Here is a 19,960-nt window from a genome sequence, read left to right on the forward strand (position 1 = left end):
TTTTTCGCTTCTATTGGCTGCTTAAAACCATTCTGGCTCTCCTAATCTCATCCCCGTCTGTACGGAAAATCTCGAATTCACTGAGTCCGAGAAGTCCCATATTGACACGCTCGTTTCGGTAAACCATACCACTATCCACTATCCGTTTTCCGGACATATGAAAACTACTTGCGTGGATTTCCTCCTTCATCTGCCGGATTACGTCTGCATTTACCCCGCTTCCCACCAGAATCTCAATCCGTCCGTCTGCCAGAGCAAGCAGCTTTTTCAATACCTCCTTGCCTGCCATACAATCGGACGCCTGACCCGAAGTGAGAATCGTATTCACCCCCAGCGAAACCGACTCCTCCAATGCCTGATAAGGGTCCAGACACACATCAAAGGCCCGATGAAGGGTAAATATTAGCCCCTCGGCACACTTGCGAAGCTCCTTCATCTGAACGCAATCCAGATTTCCATCCGAACGCAGACAGCCGACAACAATACCGTCCGCCCCCAGCTTCTGAAACATCTGGATATCCTCTCTTATCATACGAAACTCTGCATCCGAGTACAAAAAATCTCCGGCTCTTGGACGAATAAGGACATTCAACTTAATATCACATACTTCCCGTATCTGCTTAAACTGGCTCACACCAGGGGTCGTCCCGCCTATGAGCAGATTGGAACAGACTTCAAGGCAATCTGCGCCTGCCTTTTGCGCAATGATTGCAGACTCCACAGAATCGACACATACTTCCAGTTTTGATTTTCTATTCATATCCATATTTTCTTCAATTTCCTTATTATTTTTAAGAGAGGCAGCCCTTTCTCTAACACATTCTACGGGGCTGCCCTCTCTCCTATTCTACTTCCTGGTCATCTAATCGTCAATCTGTTTTAGTCATCATTTCCATTACTAATTACGATTGCCTTGTCAATTCCTGGTAAACTACTTCTTAGCCTTCCAATCGTCAATCTGCTTCTGCATCTCCTCGATTACCTTGTCAATTCCTGTGGCCTCCAGCTTCTCTTGAAGCTTCGGCAGATATTCATCCGGATCTACGCTTCCTGTATAAAGGGATTTTCCGAATTCATCCATCACGTTTCCGAAGCCTGCCACCTCCGTACTTACCGGCTCTAAGTCAAAGTCAAACCCAAAGGACGGCGCCTCTACTGAGGAGGAATTGAATTCCTTGAAGGTTGCCCATTTGTCAACCGGCTCATTTTCCAGAACATAAGTGTTAAACAACCCTCCCTGTACCCAGTAGGAAACAGAATAATTCTTTCTTGTCTCCTCGTTCATCTTAATCTTGTTATCATATACATAAGGCTTCCCTTCTGCCTCTGCCGCTTCGTCTGCCGGAACCTCCACCTTATCCCAGTGCACACCCTCGATACCATAGTTTAACAGGTTTCTCAGATACTCGTCCGTATTAATCAGATTCAGAAGCTCAACCGCCTTTTCGGGATGATCTGTCTGTGCATTGATGGCAGTCAGTGCGCCGCGGGCGGAAATATTGGTCACATAGGTATCCATAATCGGAGTCGCTACCACCTCGTAGCCCAAGTCCTTGCCCCATACCAGCTCTGCGTATGGCTGTCCGTCGCCCTTTGTCACAAAACGCTTAATGGACTTGTCGTCAGAAGCCGTGGCCGCGTCCTTGTTGATGTAGCCGGCCTGATAATACTTCCTCATGGTTTTAAGCGTAGACTTCATCTTCTCTGTCTCAAATACATTCTTCACTGTCAGCGTGTCATCCCCATACTCAATTCCCACAGGATTCTGGATTAAATCCATATAAATCGGCGCTGAATAGCTGCTGGTTAAGTACATTGGGACAACGTCCGGTTCTTTTTCCTTGATCAGCTCAAGCCACGGCTCCAAATCCTCCAGACTGTGAATCTCATCTACTGGAATTTCGTATTTGTCAACGTATTCCTTCGTAAATACCCACATAGGCATGCTTCCAATCTCTTTCTCACTGGGAACGCCGTAAGTCTTGCCCTGAACCTTTGCCGCCTCCCAGAAACGCTCGTCTATGTTCTTGTACATCTCGGTATCCTTGATGTAATCATCAATCACAAGAAACGCGCCCTTGTTGGCGTTCTGGAGATAGTTATTGGCCCATGAGCAGGTAAAGCACATATCCCAGTCATCCCCTGTATTAATCACAACCTGCATCTTCTGGTCATAATCACCCCATCCTGCCGTGTTAATCTTAAGCTTCACGCCAATCTTTTCACCAATATATTCATTTACCTTCTCAAGAACAGCCTCCTGGTCCTTCTGGGCATCCCCGATCTGCCACCAGGTCAACTCCACGATTTCTTCACCGCTAGAATTAGTCTCCGCCTTCTTCTTGCCGCAGCCTGCCAAAAGCCCTGCCGCCATCACAACAGCCAGCCCCGCCGCCGCGAATCTTTTTAATATCTGCCTTTTCATTCTCATTTTCCTCCTTTTTCATCTTACTCTTTTACCGCGCCCACCGTCAATCCATTTACAAAGTATCTCTGGAAGAAGGGATAGGCAAATATAATCGGCAGCGTGGAAATTACCACAATCGCCATCTTAATCGTCTCCTTCGGCATATTTGCCGCTGCTGTAATCCCGTCAACACCCATGGTTGCCTTGTTGTTTGCAAGCCAGTCAATCGAGCTTTCAATCTGGATTAACAGGTATTGCAATGGGATTAAATCCTTGTTATCCATATACATCATGGCATTGAACCAGTCGTTCCAATAGCCAAGCGTCAGGAAAAGTCCAATCGTCGCAAGCCCAGGCAGCGCCATGGGAATGACTATCTGAAAAAACAGCCTCCACTCAGACGCCCCGTCAATCTTCGCCGACTCCACAACCGCATCCGGAATACTGGTCTTAAAAAATGTCCGAAGTACAATTATATTAAATGAGTTCAGACACAGAGGCAGTATAAGCGCCCAGATTGAATCCTTTAACATAAGTACCTTAGTCACAATCAGGTAATTGGCAATCATACCGCCGCTAAACAGCATAGGTATGGTGATTACGGTTGTAAAAAATTTGCGGTAGGCGTAGGTTTTTCTGGACAGCGCATAGGCATAGGTGCCGGTCAGCAGAAGTCCGATGATGGTTCCCACCACAGTGATAAAAATAGTTACTCCATAGCTTCTTAAGATATTTTCTCCTGCGCTGACGATATATTCGTAAGCGTAGAAGCTTAATTTCTCCGGAATAAACCGGTATCCGTTCATTGCCAGCGAAGCCTCATCCGTAAATGAGATGATCACGACAAAGATAAACGGAATGACGCAGACAAGGGACAGGATTGTCAGGATAATGTTAAATCCAATGTTGGTAGACGTCTTAATCTGATTGTATTTGCACTCGTCTGCCTCTAGTTTTTTAATTCTTTTCTCCATTTTTCGCCTGGATATTTCAGCCACACTCTCTCCTCCTTCCCATCACTAAAACAGTGCATTTTCACTGTCAATCTTAGATACGATTTTATTTGCAACCATAATCAATATGAATCCTACCGTTGACTGGAACAGCGCCGCGGCTGAGCTCATTCCAATCTCACCGCTTGTCTTTAAGGCTCGGAAAATATATGTATCCAATACATTTGTCACCGGATACAACGGCCCTGAGTTCCTGGGAAGCTGGTAAAACAGACCAAAATCTGCCTTGAAGATTCCGCCCACAGACATGATGAGAAGAATCGTGATTACAGGCTTCAAAAGCGGCAGCGTAATATATTTTATCTGCTGCCATTTCGTGGCTCCGTCCAAAACCGCCGCCTCATAGTAGGTCTTGTCAATCCCGCAGATGGACGCCAGATAGACTACGGTGTTATATCCCATTCCCTTCCACTGGCTCATGAAGATAATGATAAACGGCCAGTATTTCTTTTCTGTATACCATGAAACCGGCTCGCCGCCGAACTGCTGGATAATTGCATTAAAATATCCCTTTTCCGGATTCAAAAATGCAAACACACAATAACTTACGACTACCCATGACAGGAAATAGGGCAGGAACATAGAGCTCTGATAAATCTTCATCATTCCCTTATTCTTAATCTCATTTAACAACAGGGCCAGCACTACCGGCACCGCGACGCCTAATATAATAAACGTCAGGTTATAAAGCACAGTATTCCTCACAATAATCCACGCGTCGCCGCTGCTGAACAGGAACTTAAAATTGTCAAACCAGACCGTCTCGCTTGTAAACAGATTGTAGAAAAATCCGTCTCCAGACAACCTAAATTTCTTAAATGCTACCAAGATACCAAACAATGGCAGGTAAGCAAAAAACAGAAACCAGATTGCACCAGGCATACTCAAAATAAGCAGCTCCTTATTTGCCTTAAACCGGCTCAAAAAATTTCCCTTCGGCTTTCCGGCTTTTTTTGTATTCGCCTTCAACTCTTTACCTCCTCCTTTTCGATGACACTCCTTCCTCTCATTTTGCGGCCGCGCTTTCTGATTGGCTGTGGAATGTCCATACTGTCCGTCAACTTACCGGTTCGTTAAACTGCAGTATTTTTTATCTGTATCAACTATATCATTGTGCAGTTTGTATTGAAAGTTGAAAACTTTCAGGTTCATTGAACAAATTCTAGCATTAAAAAATCGTGAAATAATTTGTCCATCATTTCATGATTTTGTCCATTTTAATATTTTTTCATTTCCCGCATGGAAGCTGGCGACACCCCATAACTCTGCTTGAATTTCCGGTAAAAATAACTGGTATCTGGATACCCCACCTGTTTTGCGATCTCATTAATCTTCATGTTTGTGTTCAAAATTAACTCCTTGGCAATCCCATTCTTTGTATTGCTCAGATATTGTGCGAAAGAACACCCCACCTCTTTTTGGAAAAGCTGCCCCAGGTAAGATGCATTCATATGATACCGATGAGCCAATGTTTTCAGATTCATATCTTCTCTATAGTTCTTCTGTACCTCCCCAATAATCTGACGCACCACAGGAGTATACTGGGAATCCTCCTCGTGCATACACTCGATAATCTCAACAATCTCCGAGATAAACGCCGTCTTGATTCCATGAATATCGTCTGCACTGAAAATGGTTTCCATAAGCTCCGACACATCATGGAATCTTCCAGATTCCAGCTTATACTCTTTTTTCATATCCTGCAAAAGCATTGCCATTTTTACCGCCATCTGGTACAGAGAGCTTACGTCGGCATCCTTGCGTATATTATTAATAAACAAATCTTCTATATAATCAACCGCCGCTTCTTTTTCTTTTTTCAAAATAAATTTCCGAAGCTGTGTTTCATCCATACGGACTGACTCCGTTTTTCTATTCTGAATCTGGGGCAGGCTGATACAGTTTCCGTACCCTTCAATAATCAGATACTTTTGAAGCTTCTTTGCACTTCTGTAGGCTTCCGGAAGTTCTTCAAATCTCTGAAAAGATGCTCCTACGCAGATAAATGTCATAATATTAAACCTGCTCTCCATCTGGTTCTGAAGCTCTGAAAAATATTCCCGCACCTGTTCTTCACTCCTAGCCGCCTCGTCCATTCTGCCCCTGTCCAGTATCATAAGCAGGCTGTCAGGAGGAAGATGGACAATTCTCAAATGTTCTTCTTTCTTAAGCTCTACAATCATATTCGTAATCTTCTTCTCTTTGAGCCCATCTAAGTTCCATTTCATCACAGCCCCATGATAACTATGCCCCTCTGTGGCAAGACCTAACATTTCCGCAAACTTTTCTCCGTCGCTTTTCTCGGATTTTCCATTTAAGAAATGCATCCACTGTGTTTTCTCATCAATATATGTAAGCTTCTTTCTGTCCATCTCCTCAAGCTTCCTCACGGTTTCCCGAAGCTGACGTATAAGTTCTTCCTCGTCGATTGGCTTTAGTATATAGTTTTCCACATCTAACCGGACTGCTTCTCTTGCATAGGCAAATTCATCATATCCGGTCAGAATAATGAACCGCACCTGTTCCTCCTGATCCCGAAGCTTCCGAAGAAGGGTCAGACCGTCCATCTCCGGCATACTGATATCCGTCACCACAATCTGGACAGGCTCTTTTTCCCACATTTCAAGGGCCTCTGCCCCGTCGTGAGCCATATGCACCACTTTAAGCCCCAACTCCTCCCAATCCACGATATTACGAATTCCCTGAAGGATTAATTCCTCGTCCTCCACAAGCATCACTTTTTTCATACTCAATTTCCTCCCATAAATCTTAAAATGACTCGAAGTCCCCCCTGACTCCCTGTCTCTAAATGGATTCCACATTCCTTGCCATAAACAGCCTTAAGCCTTCGGTTGACATTCGCAATACCGATAGAAGAATGTTTCTCCATGGTATCATGTTCAAGCTCACGGTTCTTCGCCTCAATGGCCTCTTTTGTCATTCCTTTTCCGTTATCCTCAACGATAATACGATAACCTTCCTCACACATATCTGCTTCTTTATGACCAGCGCCCTCCCCATATCTTCTTTCTGCCTCCTTCTCAACAATGATTCTCACAAAATTGTCCGTTTCCTTCATCCGTATACCGTGGATAAAATAATTCTCAATCACAGGCTGCAAAACAAATTTAATAATCGGCACCTTAAGATACTCCTCCGGACATTCCACATTTGCCTGAAACTGGTTCTGATACCGGAATTCAAAAAGCTCCATATATTTCTTACAATAGTGCAGCTCCTGGGCCAGCGTTATGATATCCGCCTCCTTAATCTGCGCCCGAAAGGTGACCGCCAGACTGTAAAGCATCTTCCCCACCTCTCTGTCTCCGTTGCAGATTGCCTTCATGCGGACAGCCTCCAGCGTATTATACAGAAAATGTGGATTAATCTGACTCTGAAGTGCGTCCATCTCCGCATTCTTCTGCTCGATTTCCGCCAGATACTGCTTCTTAATATGCTTATCCAATTTGGCACACATTTCATTAAAATATCGGGCAATCACATCCAGTTCATCCTCCTTTTTATACCCAAGGGCACACCTGAATGCATGTCCTGCGGGCAGGCGTTCTTCGTCCAACAATGAATCAATGGGAATACGCACCGCCAAATCTCCGTCCATTACCTTCGTCATGCCGTCCAGAATCCGATTCAGCCTGTTGGCAAGCTTTTGCAGATAATATCTGACAAACAGCTCTCCCAAAGCCATCACTGCAATCCCCACCAGCACCAACATCACCACAATAGAAAATGGAACTGCCGATGCCCTGCCCTTCTCAATATAGCTTATGGTATGATACTGCCCATGCTGTGCCTGTTCCACATAGGCCCCAAGCAAAATCTCCAGCTCCCCCTTATTCTCCGCCTCCATAATGTCGGATATCTCATGCTCTTTTGAAGACGTGTATACAACCGTTTGGGAATCATGGTATACCATCAATTCTGCGCGGGAATAATACTGCCAGATTGACTCAAACTTCTTACTCCTAAACCCAAGCAGCATACAGCCCTTGCCCTGCATCGTTGACGGGTCGCGAATCTCCTTCAGATAAGCAAAGCAGCCTTCCTGCACTAGCTCGCCGTTTTCCAGCCGCTCTTTAAATTCCCCGTCTCCATCTCTCCTGTAGCTCTTTCCATCCCTTGTATACTCTGTAATCTCATCCCTTTCATAACTGAACAGCGTGATTTGACTTAGGCTTCCGTATGCCTGAAATGCATCCTGGAAAAATTCCTCAATTCCTTTATACCCATTGAGCTTATTTTCAATATAGGTATCCAGGCGGTATTTCTGATACTGATCCGGCTCATCCGTCATATAGTGAAGCACATCTTTTAACTCCATACCGGAATTGTACAAATCTTCATGAATATACTCTGCAATATCGGAGGAATCCTCCAGATAAGACAGGGCAGACTCGCTCATCATCTCCGTGTATCTTAAGCTCTGCTCCAGGAAACGTTTCCTGGTACTGTTAATGAAGAAAATGACCAACGCCGATATAACGCACACCAGAATCGCCGTATAAATAAAAAACAATTTATGGTATAGCTGCTTTGAACCCTTAATCTCCATCTTTAGATTCCCCTTCTTTCATAATGTAAACAACAACGCCAACAAGGAAATGCAGTATTTCCTGCATTTCCTTAGACTTGCTCACTCCCTAAAAGGGACTTTATTCACATATTTTCAAGCTGCCTCATGACAGTCTGATTCATAAACATTACCAGAAATCCATACGCACTCCCCATAAACAGTACCGTCGTCCCTGCCGAAATCTCAAAGGACGCAAGGATGAGAAAAAACGCCACAATGTTTCCAAGAGTAAATACTGGTTTCACAAACAAAAGTGTAACTGCAGTTTTTGCAATCTGTACTTTGCCCATTTCATAGCGGCTGGCCAGCATATAGAGATTCGGGGTGGCAAGGACTGATACCGCAAACAATAAGATAAACAGGACTGCAAGGGGGAGGCATCTTAACTGCACCGTAAAAAACTCTATGTTAGTCCAGCACATCAAAAGTACAAGCATCTGTCCTGCCCCAAGCTCTGCCTTTTGTAGAAAGTCCCTAACGTATCCCTTCTTATAATCACGCAGAGCATTTCCCTCCACTCCCTGTATCAGCCGGTTCATGGCATACATCACAGCCGACAGCGCCGGCGCCATTGGGATGAGGCACACAAGGAACAGCGGAAGACATTCCCTAATCTGCCCCGCACCCACAAACAGCAGAAACAGAAGCACTGGAATATTAGAAATGACAAACAGCACATTTACTATGAAAAAATAGCACACCTTCTCACAAAATCCTAACACCTTTTCTATGTTGAATAATTCTTCCATCCCTGAGTCCTTTCTCCAATAATTTTTATATTTTAAAGATTACACTTCAATCAATAGGGTCTTAATCTCATATGCATGAAGCTGCATCCGAATCTCGTCCCGACTAAATTCTGTGACTGGCCGTTCCCGCAAATCACATTTTGCCCATGCGTGGTAAGAGAAGCCTGGCTTCACAGTCACCTCCTGCTTTGACCCTGCAAATTCATGGAAGCGAACCACAATGTATTTCCCGTCCTCAGACTTCTTCACAGCGTCCAACTCCACCTGCTCATTGTCAAAGGAAAGAAAACTGTCGAAGGAAAGACTGCTCTGCCCTGCCACGGCCTGCATTGGCTCATTTAGCGCAAACGCCTCCTGCACAACCATTCCCTCCACAAAATCTCCCTTATGAGGAAGCAATGCATAGGTAAAGGTATGTATCCCCTGATCCTGCAGATGATCCGGATGGGTTCCTGCCCTTAACAGGGAAATCCGCAGTACATTATCCTTAATATCATGTCCGTATTTGCAGTCGTTTAAGATGCTTACTCCGTAATTTCTCTCAGACAAGTCCGCCCATCTGTGGGCTACCGTCTCGAATTTTGCCTGCTCCCAGCTTGTGTTCCAGTTGTTGGGACGGCGCACGTTTCCATACTGCACGTCGTATGTGCCATAGGTGGAGCGGATATCCACAGGGAACGCTGCTTTCAGGAGTTTGTGTTGTTCGTGGAAATCTACCTCGGTCTTAAAATCAATTCTCCTGTCATTGCTGTAAAGAAGCATGTCCTGTTTGATACAGGAGGATGGACCGTCAGACTTCTTCATACCAGGCGCAAAATCCCATTCCATATGAAGCCTCATGCGAAGCGGCCCTATTTCCGCAACCTCAAAAATGGTAAGGTCGGTGATTTCCCGCATCTTTTCCTGGTAAAAGATATCAATATCCCATGCATCGAAATCAAGCGGTTTGTCCTCAAATACCTGAAGCACATTGGCCCTCTCTCCCTCAGGAAGCACGTCGCGGGCATAGGTTTTATCATACAGCCTTGTAATCTGCCCATACTGATTCAGGGAAATCCGATAGTAAGGCGTCTCAATCTCCCTGTCCTCTATGGTAAAGGCCCCTGCTTTTTCTGAGGATTTTTCTGTCTGCCCTATTGAAATGACCTTCATCCCCATAGGCGGCACGTCCTTTACCTCTACATAGGTTACCCCCTGTCCTTTTTGGGAAATCAGTTCATTTCCGTCTTTGTCCTGGAAGCGCCCGTCTACATCGCCAGGAATCTCCACAATCTGATTCATGGTCCATCCGGAGGGGTTGATTACAGTATAGGTATGCTCTTTCTTCTCTGTGATATGTGCATACGCGCTTCTCTCCACTTCACGGGCTACCCCCTCGATATATGCATAATCTTTTCTGGAATCCTCGTAAACCTCATGAATCGAAGAACCTGGAATAATATCATGGAACTGGTCTGTCAAAATATGCTTCCAGCCCTTAGTCAACTCCTCCTGCTTGGCATCCGCCATATTGCCTGACTGTAACGCCTCCAGCACAGTAAGCCACTCGGCTCTGCGGTAAAGCAGCTCCATTTTCCGGTTCATGCGTTTATTGTATGCCTGGCTTGTGTAAGTGCCTCTGTGATATTCCAGATACAGCTCTCCGTCCCAGGTATGGACATACTCCTTTGTATGCTCTACGGTATCATGAAGCTTCCGGAAATACTCTCCTGCTGTGGACATCTTTACATTGGGAAGCCCAGGAATCTTATCAAGCCTTCTGGCACACTCAAGCATATCGCGGTTCACACCGCCGCCCCCGTCTCCGTAGCCAAAGGAAATTAGCAGGTCATGATTCATCTGCTTATCCCGATATGCGTCCCACACGCCTTTTACCGTTCTTGGAAGAAGATTTCCATTGTATGTATAGAACCATGAGTCCCTCTCTCTCCAAGGCTCAGGCGTGGTGATAAAGTGGGTCAGCACCTCGCTGCCGTCGATTCCCTTCCACATAAAGGTATCGTGGGGCATACGGTTATACTGATTCCAGCTAATCTTTGTAGTCATAAAGGTATGAATCCCTGACTTCTTTAAAATCTGGGGAATCGCCCAGGAATACCCGAACACATCCGGTAGCCACAGGTATTCTACATCTTTGCCGAACTCGTCCTTGATAAACTTACTGCCAATAAGAATCTGTCTTGTAAGGGATTCTCCGCTTGTCAGGTTACAGTCAGCCTCTACCCACATAGCGCCGTCAGCCTCCCAACGGCCCTCCTGAACCCTTTTCTTGATATTTTCAAAGATATCAGGAAATTCCTCCTTCATATACTCGTATAACTGAGGCTGTGTCTGTAAGAAAATGTATTCCGGATACATTTCCATCAGACGGAAAACGGTAGAAAAAGAACGAGAGCATTTTTCTCTGGTATGCTTCAGCCGCCACAGCCACGCCACATCAATATGGGTATGGCCTACGCAGTATACATTTACCATGGAATTCTTATCCATCCCGTCGATACTTTCATTTAACATATCATCAGCCCGATATACTGACTCATAGAATGCCTGGCTGCCTGGGCAAGTCCAGTCAATCAGACGAAACGCCTGCTCAAGCGCCTTGCGCAGTTCATGCTGAATTGGCTCAGAATCGGAAAGCTCATCCAATGTCTGGCGTACCATCAACGACATATAATAGAAATCATCCACCTTTTCATCCAGCCATGCCAGGTCGGCCCGCGCGATTCTGTGCTCTTGTTCTTTGGGGACGCCGCCTCCCTCTAAGCCTGACCACAGCCGGAAGGTAAGCTCTACGGTGGTCCCGCATAAATCCTCCTGTAAAATCAACTCTTTGTGATTCACATCCACGCCCTGATACATCTTTCCGTTCACGTATGCCATGGACTCAAATCCGGAGTTATTTCCTCCTCCTGTATTGCCAAAGTCGAATACGCCCACTACCTTTTTCCCTTTCCATTCTGCGGGAACGGCAATATCCTTATGTAACCATACGAAGCGGTCCCGTCCTTTCCATGTATCGCCTGTGTTTAATGTATACCACTTTTCTGTTCCCTGTTCATGGGAGGTTGGCAGCTTGGGATTCACTACCCCCTGTTCTTCCTCTGCTGCCGCAAAGGTCTTGAATTCAATGATATCCCGATAGCGATACTGCTCGATTTCCTCGATACGTCTCTCTAATTTTCTGTCTGTCAAAAACATAACATCCTCCTTAATGCTCGCCCTGTCTTATAGCATCATTTTATTATGGGACTTCAAATATTGCAATTCAGAAAATTCTAGTTTTGATGAACATTATCCATAAAAAGTTCTTTACCAAATTACTTCTATATAGTATAATCCATGATAATCTAAAACATTTTTATTGAATCCATCCGGTACAACAAACACGAAAGCGAGGAAAAGTAAAATGAATGTAGAAGTAAAAGACTTTGTAACCGAGAAAGTAAATGTGCTAATCCATGCAGCCACCTGCTGTGCTGAGGCAAAAGAAGCAGGAAAAAACTGGCTTGACGCTGTGGGAACAGACAAAGAAGGGGAGGCAGCGAAGAATCTGATTGCAGAACTTGAGGCGGATATTATGCCTATCGACGGGCTGATTGCTTTCGCAGGTTCAGAGGCAGGGGCCCAGGTGTTCGGCAAAGAGAAGGCGAAGAATGTGCTTGCCCACGCAGAGGAGCTGAAAACAGCAGGCGCGAAATACTGCGACTGCCCAGCCTGCGCGGCTTGTGAGGCCATTCTTGAGAAGAAAGGCGAACTTTTATAGTCTGTTTGGGGACTGTCCTTTTTGGCGGTCCCCTTTTACTGTGCTAATTTGGAAAATTTAAAATCTTCTGAATGTTTGTATGAATCAATTTCTCCAGAGCGTCAAGCCGCCATTCAGGCAGATTGTACTTCGTGTGTCTTTCAAAACGAAAATCTGATAACAGAATCAGATTCTTTCTGGTCTTAGCATCAAGGCACATTGCCGCGATCTTAATCCAGTCGTCTCCAATCCGCGGCCCTTTCCGCCTCAGATAGTCGCCGCCATATTCAAACTCACCTTCTTCTGCGTAAGGCAATAGTGAGATATTATGGTCAAACAGCGGCGCCATCCCCACGATTTCCTGCGTCCTGTTATCTACAATAAACCCAAAATTATTCTTATGCCTGTCCTCATTCAATATTACGGCGTCTATTACAAACATACGTTTCATCTTTTCTTCCAGACCAAATTCCTGCATTTTACGTAAAACGGACTCTACTGAAGAATTTCCCCTGTCAACCGCTGCATATGGAAGATACCCATACTCCTCGGATGTAAAAAGGTCGCACACCGAGCAGATTCTTCTGTTATGCATCCGCAAACCATAGGTCACAAACTCATCTGTGAAATTGCTCACTAACTGGCTTGCATAAAACTCTGAATAAGGTTCCAATCCGGCATTCCGCGCTCCCGAACTGCCGCGCTTCAGCATCCTAATACGTTCCCCCTCCCGAATCCAGCACTTGGCAAAAGACCCGTCCGTACCGTACTCCGGAGAAGTGGTGCTTAACTGCCTGCCATGCAGTCCTCCCTCGAAGGCAGTCTTGGCAATAACTTCATTAAAGGGATGTGTATACAAAGATACATTTTTCCATGCAAGTTCGCTATCTATACGCTTCACCCAAAATGTATCCACCAAAGACAATGCATGAGAAATATCCAAAAATCCCTGTAAAGTATCGCATCCGCTTAAACGCAGCAATTCTTCAATATTCTCCCTCTGCTTAGGCGCACGTCTGTTACGGATAAAATCCCCGATATTGTCAAACCAATATGGCAGTTCTACAAACTGTTCTATAATATTAATCGTATCAAATACTGTATCTACCTCAAATTCCGCAATCACCACATCTTTGTTTAGCAAAACATACTTTGCCGCCTGTTCCCCTGTAAAATGATTTCCTTCACCAGTCATACCCTTGTCCCCCATTTGATAAATTCTGTATCTGATATACTGTAAGTATAACAATTCTACCTGCAAAAAACAACGCTATTTTACTTTTTCTTGACACTGTAATAATTGTATTCTATGATGTACAGGTACTACCAGTTGTATATGCATTACCAGATAGGAGATGAAATCATTATGCTATACTTAAGACAATTCTGTATCATCCTGTTCGTTTCATTTCTAGGCGAGCTGCTTCATGTGATGATACCCCTTCCGATTCCCGCAAGCGTCTACGGATTAATCCTTATGCTTTCCGCGTTATGTACCGGAATCATCAAAATAAACCAGGTTAAGGAAGCCGCCGGCTTCTTAATCGAAATCATGCCGGTCATGTTTATACCTGCCGCAGTCGGCCTTCTAAAGTCCTGGTCATTCCTTAAGCCTGTCTGGATTCCAGTTATATTCATCACATTGATTTCTACGGTCATTGTAATGGCAGTAACGGGACAGGTAACACAGAAAATGATTCAAATAGATAAGACGATTGGAGAAAAAAATGAAAGAATTTCTGGTTGATTCCTTATTCTTCGGCGCTGTATTAAGCCTGGCGGCCTATGAGGCCGGACTTCTGTTAAAAAGGCGATTCAAGCTGGCAGTCTTTAACCCTCTGCTTATTGCCACCGTCGCCGTCATGGCTGTTCTGACCCTTCTTAAGATAGAATACAGACATTACAACGAGAGCGCTAAATATATCAGCTATCTGCTGACTCCTGCCACCGTATGTCTGGCAGTTCCCCTCTACCAACAGATGGAGCTGCTTAAAAAGAACCTGAAGGCCGTAGTAGGCGGTATCACCGCCGGAGTTCTCTCAAGCCTTCTGAGTATCTTCCTGCTGGCAAGATTATTTTCCCTGAACCATGAGCAGTACGTAACGCTGCTGCCCAAATCCATCACCACCGCCATCGGAATGGGGATTTCGGAGGAGCTGGGCGGGATTCAGACCATAACCGTGGCTGTCATCATTATCACCGGAATCTTTGGAAACGTTACGGCAGAAATAATCTGTAAAATCTTCCGGATTCATAATCCTGTTGCCAAAGGGCTTGCCATCGGAACTGCCTCCCATGCCATCGGAACTGCAAAAGCCATGGAGATGGGGGAGATTGAAGGCGCTATGAGCAGCCTTGCCATAGCCGTTGCCGGACTTCTGACCGTTATGGGGGCTTCCATTTTTGCTATGCTTATGTAACTAAAAAATAGAAAGATTGTAGGAAGACCCTCGTATACTTCGATGTTTATCTTCCTACAATCTTTTTTCGTTCAGCACCCTAAGTTCTTTCTTCTTTGTAAAGTGTATAATAATCGGATTCTACATTTTCCATCATCTGGCCAAACCATCTTTTCCCATCATCCAATGCCTTATTATAAATGATGGGCGCCAATTTTTCTTCAAACAGCTCTAATAACTGCATCTGTTCAATCATTCCGATTTCTTCGCCGCGTACATCCAAATAAAAAGATTTAATCTCGTCCTTCAGCTTTTCCTTCTGTACATCCGACAACTTTATCTGGGATAAAGACTGCCTTCTTCTCATATTCCTTCCCCTATCATGCCTTTGTATCAATCAGATTCACCGCCACTGGAATCCCACTCAGATTACTTATATCTACTCCGTAATCCGCCAGATTCTCCAGGTTATCAGTATCTACCGTCACCTCATCCCAACTCCACAGAAGGCCGTATGAACCGACTGCGTGCCCATAATCTTCTTTTGTCCGGTATTCGTACTCTGCAAGCTCTTTTCCCGTATACTCCTGGTATCTGTCCTTAAGCTCATCCCCAAGGCTGGCTAGCTGCTCCTTCGCCTTTGCAAGATACGCAAGTCCTTCCTCTATACCTCCGGCTTTTTTAAGTTCTTCTGAAATACTGCTAATCTTATCCGGTATATCCCCAAGCAGCCCTCGATATTCTTCGCTGAAGGGTTTCCCGTACACCGCTTCACAGTTGCGCAGGCTGTCGCCCAGAAGCTCTGCCGTATAGTCAAGCACGCCTGCCATATCCTGATATTCTGACGCTATCAGCTCTTTCATCTTCTCCGCATGCTTTTCGGAGCCATTTGCAGCAATCTTCTCATATTCAGACTGAAGATACAAAAGCCGCGTCTCCTTGTAGGTAATACTGTCCGCCAGAGAGCCTGTGGTCTGGTAATATGCCTCTATCTTCTGAGCCGCCTTCACAGGCACATCCTCTTTGGCCACTATAAAAGAAGACAGCGCCGCCGGTCCAGTATTCTCAAGCCCTGTATCTATCTTCTTCGTATCCCCTCCTCTTATAAGAGCCGCCGCTTTCTCCTGGATTGCTCTCTGCTTCTGTGCTTTCTGTGAATCCGCCGTTCTTGCCGCCCCTGGCAGAAATTGATTCAATGCCTTCTGACTGCCTGGCTTATTCATCCAGAACATATTCTGTGTATTAATCCGCATACTTCTCCTCCTCGTCTGCCCCACACAACTGTACTGCTGTTATTTAAATAATCGACCTTCGGGTAAAAATACTTAATGATTTATGCTGATAGTTTTCCGTCTGTCCTTTCATTAATTAATATTTTGCCTTTCAAAGTACTCATCTATCTTCTGCTTAATCTGCTCTGGCTTTAAATATTTTACCAGATACCCGTCTGGTTTTAAGGCAACCAGCTTCTTAACCGTCTCCGGATCAGCCCTCCCTGTCAAAAAAATAATCGGAATATCTGCAAATGTCTCCTCTGAGCGCATCATTTTCAATACCTGCTGTCCGTCACAAACCGGCATCTCATAATCTAAAAGAACCAGGTCCGGCTTATCCAGAATCATACACCGAAGCGCCGCTGTGCCAGACTGGGCAAGGGCCACATCATAATCCTCTGCCAGAAGATTTTTAATTCCCTGTCTCACCGTAACAGAATCATCCACTACAAGCACCTTCCATTTCCAATGACTTTCCCTCTGCATGATATATTTCTCAACCTCAGCCATTGCATTATCCATTCTTAGAGGCGCGACATTCCCTTTTTTTGATGGATGCCCTGCAGACGTACAGTATGAAAAGTATCCTTCACCAGTATCGAACAACAGACTTAACTGCAATCTTTCATTTTCAAACACATCCTGGAATTGCTCGTAAGTAAGGAGATTTTCTTCTTTTAACTCATACCCCTCCATATCCGACAGATGGTTCTTCACATGCTCTGCAAACTGACGCGCCATATACCTCGATGCATTCATCAACAAAGTATTAAGCTTATTCGTCTTTATACCCATAGATTTCCCAACCGTGTTAATCAGCAGCTTTTCTTCAAAAACTAAAAATATCTCGTATTTTTCCTCCTCCTTTTCTGTCCCATAGACCAGACGGTGGTATACCCCTTTTCCAAACTTTTCGCCTCCATAGGCGTCGCTGATTACATAAGATTCCAAATGAAACAAATCATACATCAACTGAAGAATAATCTTCTTCATTGCTTCCTGTTCCTTTTCCTGCAAAAGCCCTATCCATCTGCTTCTGCCCTTCCCCGTGATTGCGCGGTCCTCCATTAGTGTATGTCCGACCAGCCATCCGGCGCAGACTCCAAGGAAATGCTCCACAGAATCTGTACAATACTTTGTCTTTTCTAGTTCTTCTTCAAGTGCCGGAAGCGTCCTCTCACGAAACTCACTGTGAATATGTCTGTGTACTTTGAGCCTTTCATAGTTAATAGACGCCATATAATTTTCTTCCTCTGCAAAATGCTTTACCGCATGATCCTTGAAAAACTTGATTCCTTCCTGGCACGCCCACTGACTCTTACTTTTTTCGTCGCTGAATCGGAATAGTTTATTGATAATCTTAAAAAGTCTTTTGTGCTCTTGATCAATAATATCTACGCCAATATTATATTCGTCTTTCCATACAAGCTGACCATCCATTTTTGTAATCCTCCTTAAAATAAAATAGATGCATAAAATAGCCGTCTTTTGTGTATACTGTTATAGTATTCATCTAACAATATTTAGGTACTCTCACCGTTCACATCAAAAAACATCCCATTCAATCAATCTCCTTGTATCCAAATCTAATTTTTATTATAATACTCTCATCTACGTGCTTGCAGGCTAGATTTGGCCCCTTACATGCAATGCATAGTAACTATCTAAGGAGTGTGAAAATTGATTCGGATTGCAATTTGTGAGGATGAGCCGATTCTCCTGAACCAACTGGCAGATACAGTGAAAATGATATTTGACAAACATTCCCTTAGCCATACAATCGACCTTTTTACAAACGGCGGCGCCTTACTTGTCCGCGAGGCCTTCGACCTTTTGCTGCTTGATATTGCAATGGAGCCTTTAAGCGGGATGGACTTGGCAAGAAAACTGCGCACGCGGGGAGACGACAGCAAAATTATCTTCATTACCGCCCACCAGCAATACGCCATAGATGCATACGACGTACAGGCATCCCATTATCTGGTGAAGCCCGTAGATATCCCCAAGCTGGAAGCAGTTCTCTTAAAGCTCTGTTCTTCATTAAAGCTCCAGCATAAATGCGCTATTGCCATCCGCCAGGGTACGGCAGTCAGAAGAATTCCCTTTGATCAGGTATTCTATCTGGAGGTAATCAATCGAAAAATTCATCTCCACACAGAAAATGAGAGCCTTCCGTTCTACGGAAAACTAGAAGAACTAGAGCCTTCCCTGCCGGAAACATTTTTCCGGTGTCATAGAAGTTATATTGTGAATTTTGACCATGTACAGCGTTATGACAAAAAAGACGTGTGGCTTAACAATATGGAACGAATTCCCCTATCCAAACGCAGATATCAGGCGTTCGGGCTGGAATTCATGGGTTATCTGAAAGAAAGCGGGGATGTGTTTTGAGTGAGGCGGCAATCGGCTCTATGATCTGGGGGTTATTGGATACTTTTCTAAGATACCGTTTTTTTAATAAAATGCTCGGCAATAAATATCACTGTACCTTTGTATGGTATTATCTGGGTACTCTGCTCTATGGCCATTTAAATGTGCTTCTTGTGCTGGCCGGAACGCCATGGGGCAATCTCGTATACCTGTGCGGCTGTTCATTTATGCTTAATATGCTCTTGTTTCACGGAAGCATACTGAAAAAGGCCTTCTTTACCATATGGATATACTGTGTCCCTGAGACAGCCTACGGCATTTACTTCCCGCTGTTTTATAGTCTCGCCGTCTCAAGGGGGCAGACCGGCTATTCTGACACTATGCTTCAAATGGTCGAAATAGCCGCGTGTCTGACGCTGTATATCATGATGGAGGTGCTGTCTGGTAATCTCCATGTTCTCAGGCAGGATTTTGAGGACCGAGACGCCGTTTATCTGATATGCATTATTGTATTTATCTGTGCGGCGGTTGATATGATGCTGAATCTTTTTACCGGAATCAGCGGCTGGACTCCTAAAAGCCTGCTTATGACTGCCATTCCCTTAAGTCTGACTGCCCTGGGAGGCGAGATACTCTATATCTATTGTATTATCATGCTTAAGAGGCGGCTGACAGAACAACTGGCAAAACAGCAATATCAGATGCTTGGAAGACATCTTGAGGTCTCTAAAGAGCAGTACTGCCAACTGATAAAAATCCGCCATGACATCAAAAATCATGGCTTATGTCTCGCACAATTACTGGCAAACGGCAAATCAGAAGAAGCCGCCCATTATCTTCAACAGATGAATCTCCGGTTAGAGGAGGCGGACTCAATACAGACCGGTTCTGTTTTTGCAGACGCCCTGTTAAACCCCAAATATCATTATGCAAAAAACCTCGGTATTGACCTCACAATCCGGCTGTCGGTTCCTGATGAAGCTACAATCCTGCCGGTTGATCTGTGCTGTCTGCTGTCAAATGCATTAGACAACGCAGTTGAGGCATGCCAGAGGGGTATCGAAGCTGGAAATCCCCCAGGGTGGATACGGATTGTGTCTCATATGAATCCCAATTACTGGGTATTTGAAATCAGCAACAGTGTTCATTCACCTGTCAACTTAAACGGCGGGAAGCTTAAATCCTCCAAGGGGACGGCCATCTGCGGCGTGGGGCTTCAGAATATCAAGGCCGTGGTTGAACGGTACGGAGGCGTCCTTGACCTTCAAGGAGATACACAGTTTACTTTAAGCGTCATGCTGCCTTTGGCACCAAAAAAGAACCCGTCTGCGTCAAAGGAATAAATCAGCCAAATACACATGCCGATAATCTAGTGTACTCAAAGGGCATGGATTACACTGTGCCCTCCGGTATAA

The 19,960-nt window shown here is 44.8% G+C and carries 17 protein-coding genes; 5 read left to right on the top strand and 12 right to left on the bottom strand.

Features of this window, described 5'->3' with window-relative positions:
- Window positions 1-10 precede the first annotated feature (10 nt).
- The 8 genes from GN277_RS23050 to GN277_RS23085 form a co-directional block, all read right to left on the bottom strand.
- Window positions 11-760, bottom strand: coding sequence for a copper homeostasis protein CutC (locus tag GN277_RS23050; protein ID WP_244324860.1), 750 nt, complete (start codon window positions 758-760; stop codon window positions 11-13).
- Window positions 761-931: 171 nt separating this feature from the next.
- The gene (locus GN277_RS23055) at window positions 932-2,425 is read right to left on the bottom strand and encodes an ABC transporter substrate-binding protein (protein ID WP_159754314.1); all 1,494 of its coding nucleotides are present in this window, start codon (window positions 2,423-2,425) and stop codon (window positions 932-934) included.
- A 23-nt stretch (window positions 2,426-2,448) separates the two neighbouring features.
- Complete coding sequence (locus GN277_RS23060; RefSeq protein WP_159757089.1) at window positions 2,449-3,381, bottom strand: carbohydrate ABC transporter permease; 933 nt, start codon at window positions 3,379-3,381, stop codon at window positions 2,449-2,451.
- Between the two features lie 45 nt (window positions 3,382-3,426).
- Window positions 3,427-4,302, bottom strand: a complete 876-nt coding sequence (locus GN277_RS23065) for an ABC transporter permease (protein ID WP_244324994.1) — start codon at window positions 4,300-4,302, stop codon at window positions 3,427-3,429.
- A 335-nt stretch (window positions 4,303-4,637) separates the two neighbouring features.
- On the bottom strand, window positions 4,638-6,167 hold the full coding sequence (locus GN277_RS23070; protein WP_159754319.1) for a response regulator transcription factor: 1,530 nt from the start codon (window positions 6,165-6,167) through the stop codon (window positions 4,638-4,640).
- 2 nt (window positions 6,168-6,169) lie between these two features.
- Window positions 6,170-7,990: a sensor histidine kinase gene (locus GN277_RS23075; protein WP_159754322.1), complete on the bottom strand. Its 1,821-nt coding sequence runs from the start codon at window positions 7,988-7,990 to the stop codon at window positions 6,170-6,172.
- A gap of 104 nt (window positions 7,991-8,094) precedes the next feature.
- Entirely contained in the window at window positions 8,095-8,760 is a 666-nt protein-coding gene (locus GN277_RS23080; protein WP_159754325.1) for a DUF624 domain-containing protein, read from the bottom strand.
- A gap of 39 nt (window positions 8,761-8,799) precedes the next feature.
- Window positions 8,800-11,958 (bottom strand): alpha-mannosidase, encoded by a 3,159-nt coding sequence (locus GN277_RS23085; RefSeq protein ID WP_204162781.1) that lies wholly within the window; start codon window positions 11,956-11,958, stop codon window positions 8,800-8,802.
- A gap of 208 nt (window positions 11,959-12,166) precedes the next feature.
- Between GN277_RS23085 and GN277_RS23090 the strand changes: the two genes are divergently transcribed.
- On the top strand, window positions 12,167-12,523 hold the full coding sequence (locus tag GN277_RS23090) for a molecular chaperone Hsp90 (RefSeq protein ID WP_159754328.1): 357 nt from the start codon (window positions 12,167-12,169) through the stop codon (window positions 12,521-12,523).
- 43 nt (window positions 12,524-12,566) lie between these two features.
- On the opposite strand, the gene GN277_RS23095 is transcribed toward GN277_RS23090, so the two are convergent.
- Entirely contained in the window at window positions 12,567-13,697 is a 1,131-nt protein-coding gene (locus GN277_RS23095) for a HipA domain-containing protein (protein WP_159754331.1), read from the bottom strand.
- Between the two features lie 171 nt (window positions 13,698-13,868).
- Here GN277_RS23095 and GN277_RS23100 point away from each other — a divergent pair, with 171 nt between their 5' ends.
- Window positions 13,869-14,249 (top strand): CidA/LrgA family protein, encoded by a 381-nt coding sequence (locus GN277_RS23100; protein ID WP_159754334.1) that lies wholly within the window; start codon window positions 13,869-13,871, stop codon window positions 14,247-14,249.
- Entirely contained in the window at window positions 14,230-14,922 is a 693-nt protein-coding gene (locus GN277_RS23105) for an LrgB family protein (RefSeq protein ID WP_159754337.1), read from the top strand. The genes GN277_RS23100 and GN277_RS23105 overlap by 20 nt, the downstream gene beginning before the upstream one ends.
- Before the next feature lie 79 nt (window positions 14,923-15,001).
- Here GN277_RS23105 and GN277_RS23110 read toward each other — a convergent pair whose 3' ends face one another.
- The 3 genes from GN277_RS23110 to GN277_RS23120 form a co-directional block, all read right to left on the bottom strand.
- Entirely contained in the window at window positions 15,002-15,268 is a 267-nt protein-coding gene (locus tag GN277_RS23110) for a DUF2164 family protein (RefSeq protein ID WP_204162782.1), read from the bottom strand.
- A gap of 13 nt (window positions 15,269-15,281) precedes the next feature.
- Window positions 15,282-16,154, bottom strand: a complete 873-nt coding sequence (locus GN277_RS23115; protein ID WP_159754340.1) for a hypothetical protein — start codon at window positions 16,152-16,154, stop codon at window positions 15,282-15,284.
- Window positions 16,155-16,265: 111 nt separating this feature from the next.
- Window positions 16,266-17,615, bottom strand: a complete 1,350-nt coding sequence (locus tag GN277_RS23120; RefSeq protein WP_159754343.1) for a hemerythrin domain-containing protein — start codon at window positions 17,613-17,615, stop codon at window positions 16,266-16,268.
- 240 nt (window positions 17,616-17,855) lie between these two features.
- Between GN277_RS23120 and GN277_RS23125 the strand changes: the two genes are divergently transcribed.
- Window positions 17,856-18,566 (top strand): LytR/AlgR family response regulator transcription factor, encoded by a 711-nt coding sequence (locus GN277_RS23125; RefSeq protein WP_159754346.1) that lies wholly within the window; start codon window positions 17,856-17,858, stop codon window positions 18,564-18,566.
- On the top strand, window positions 18,563-19,888 hold the full coding sequence (locus tag GN277_RS23130; protein WP_244324862.1) for a sensor histidine kinase: 1,326 nt from the start codon (window positions 18,563-18,565) through the stop codon (window positions 19,886-19,888). The genes GN277_RS23125 and GN277_RS23130 overlap by 4 nt, the downstream gene beginning before the upstream one ends.
- The last annotated feature ends 72 nt before the right edge of the window (window positions 19,889-19,960 follow it).

The sequence above is a fragment of the Sporofaciens musculi genome (assembly GCF_009830285.1).
GTDB lineage: Bacteria > Bacillota > Clostridia > Lachnospirales > Lachnospiraceae > Sporofaciens > Sporofaciens musculi.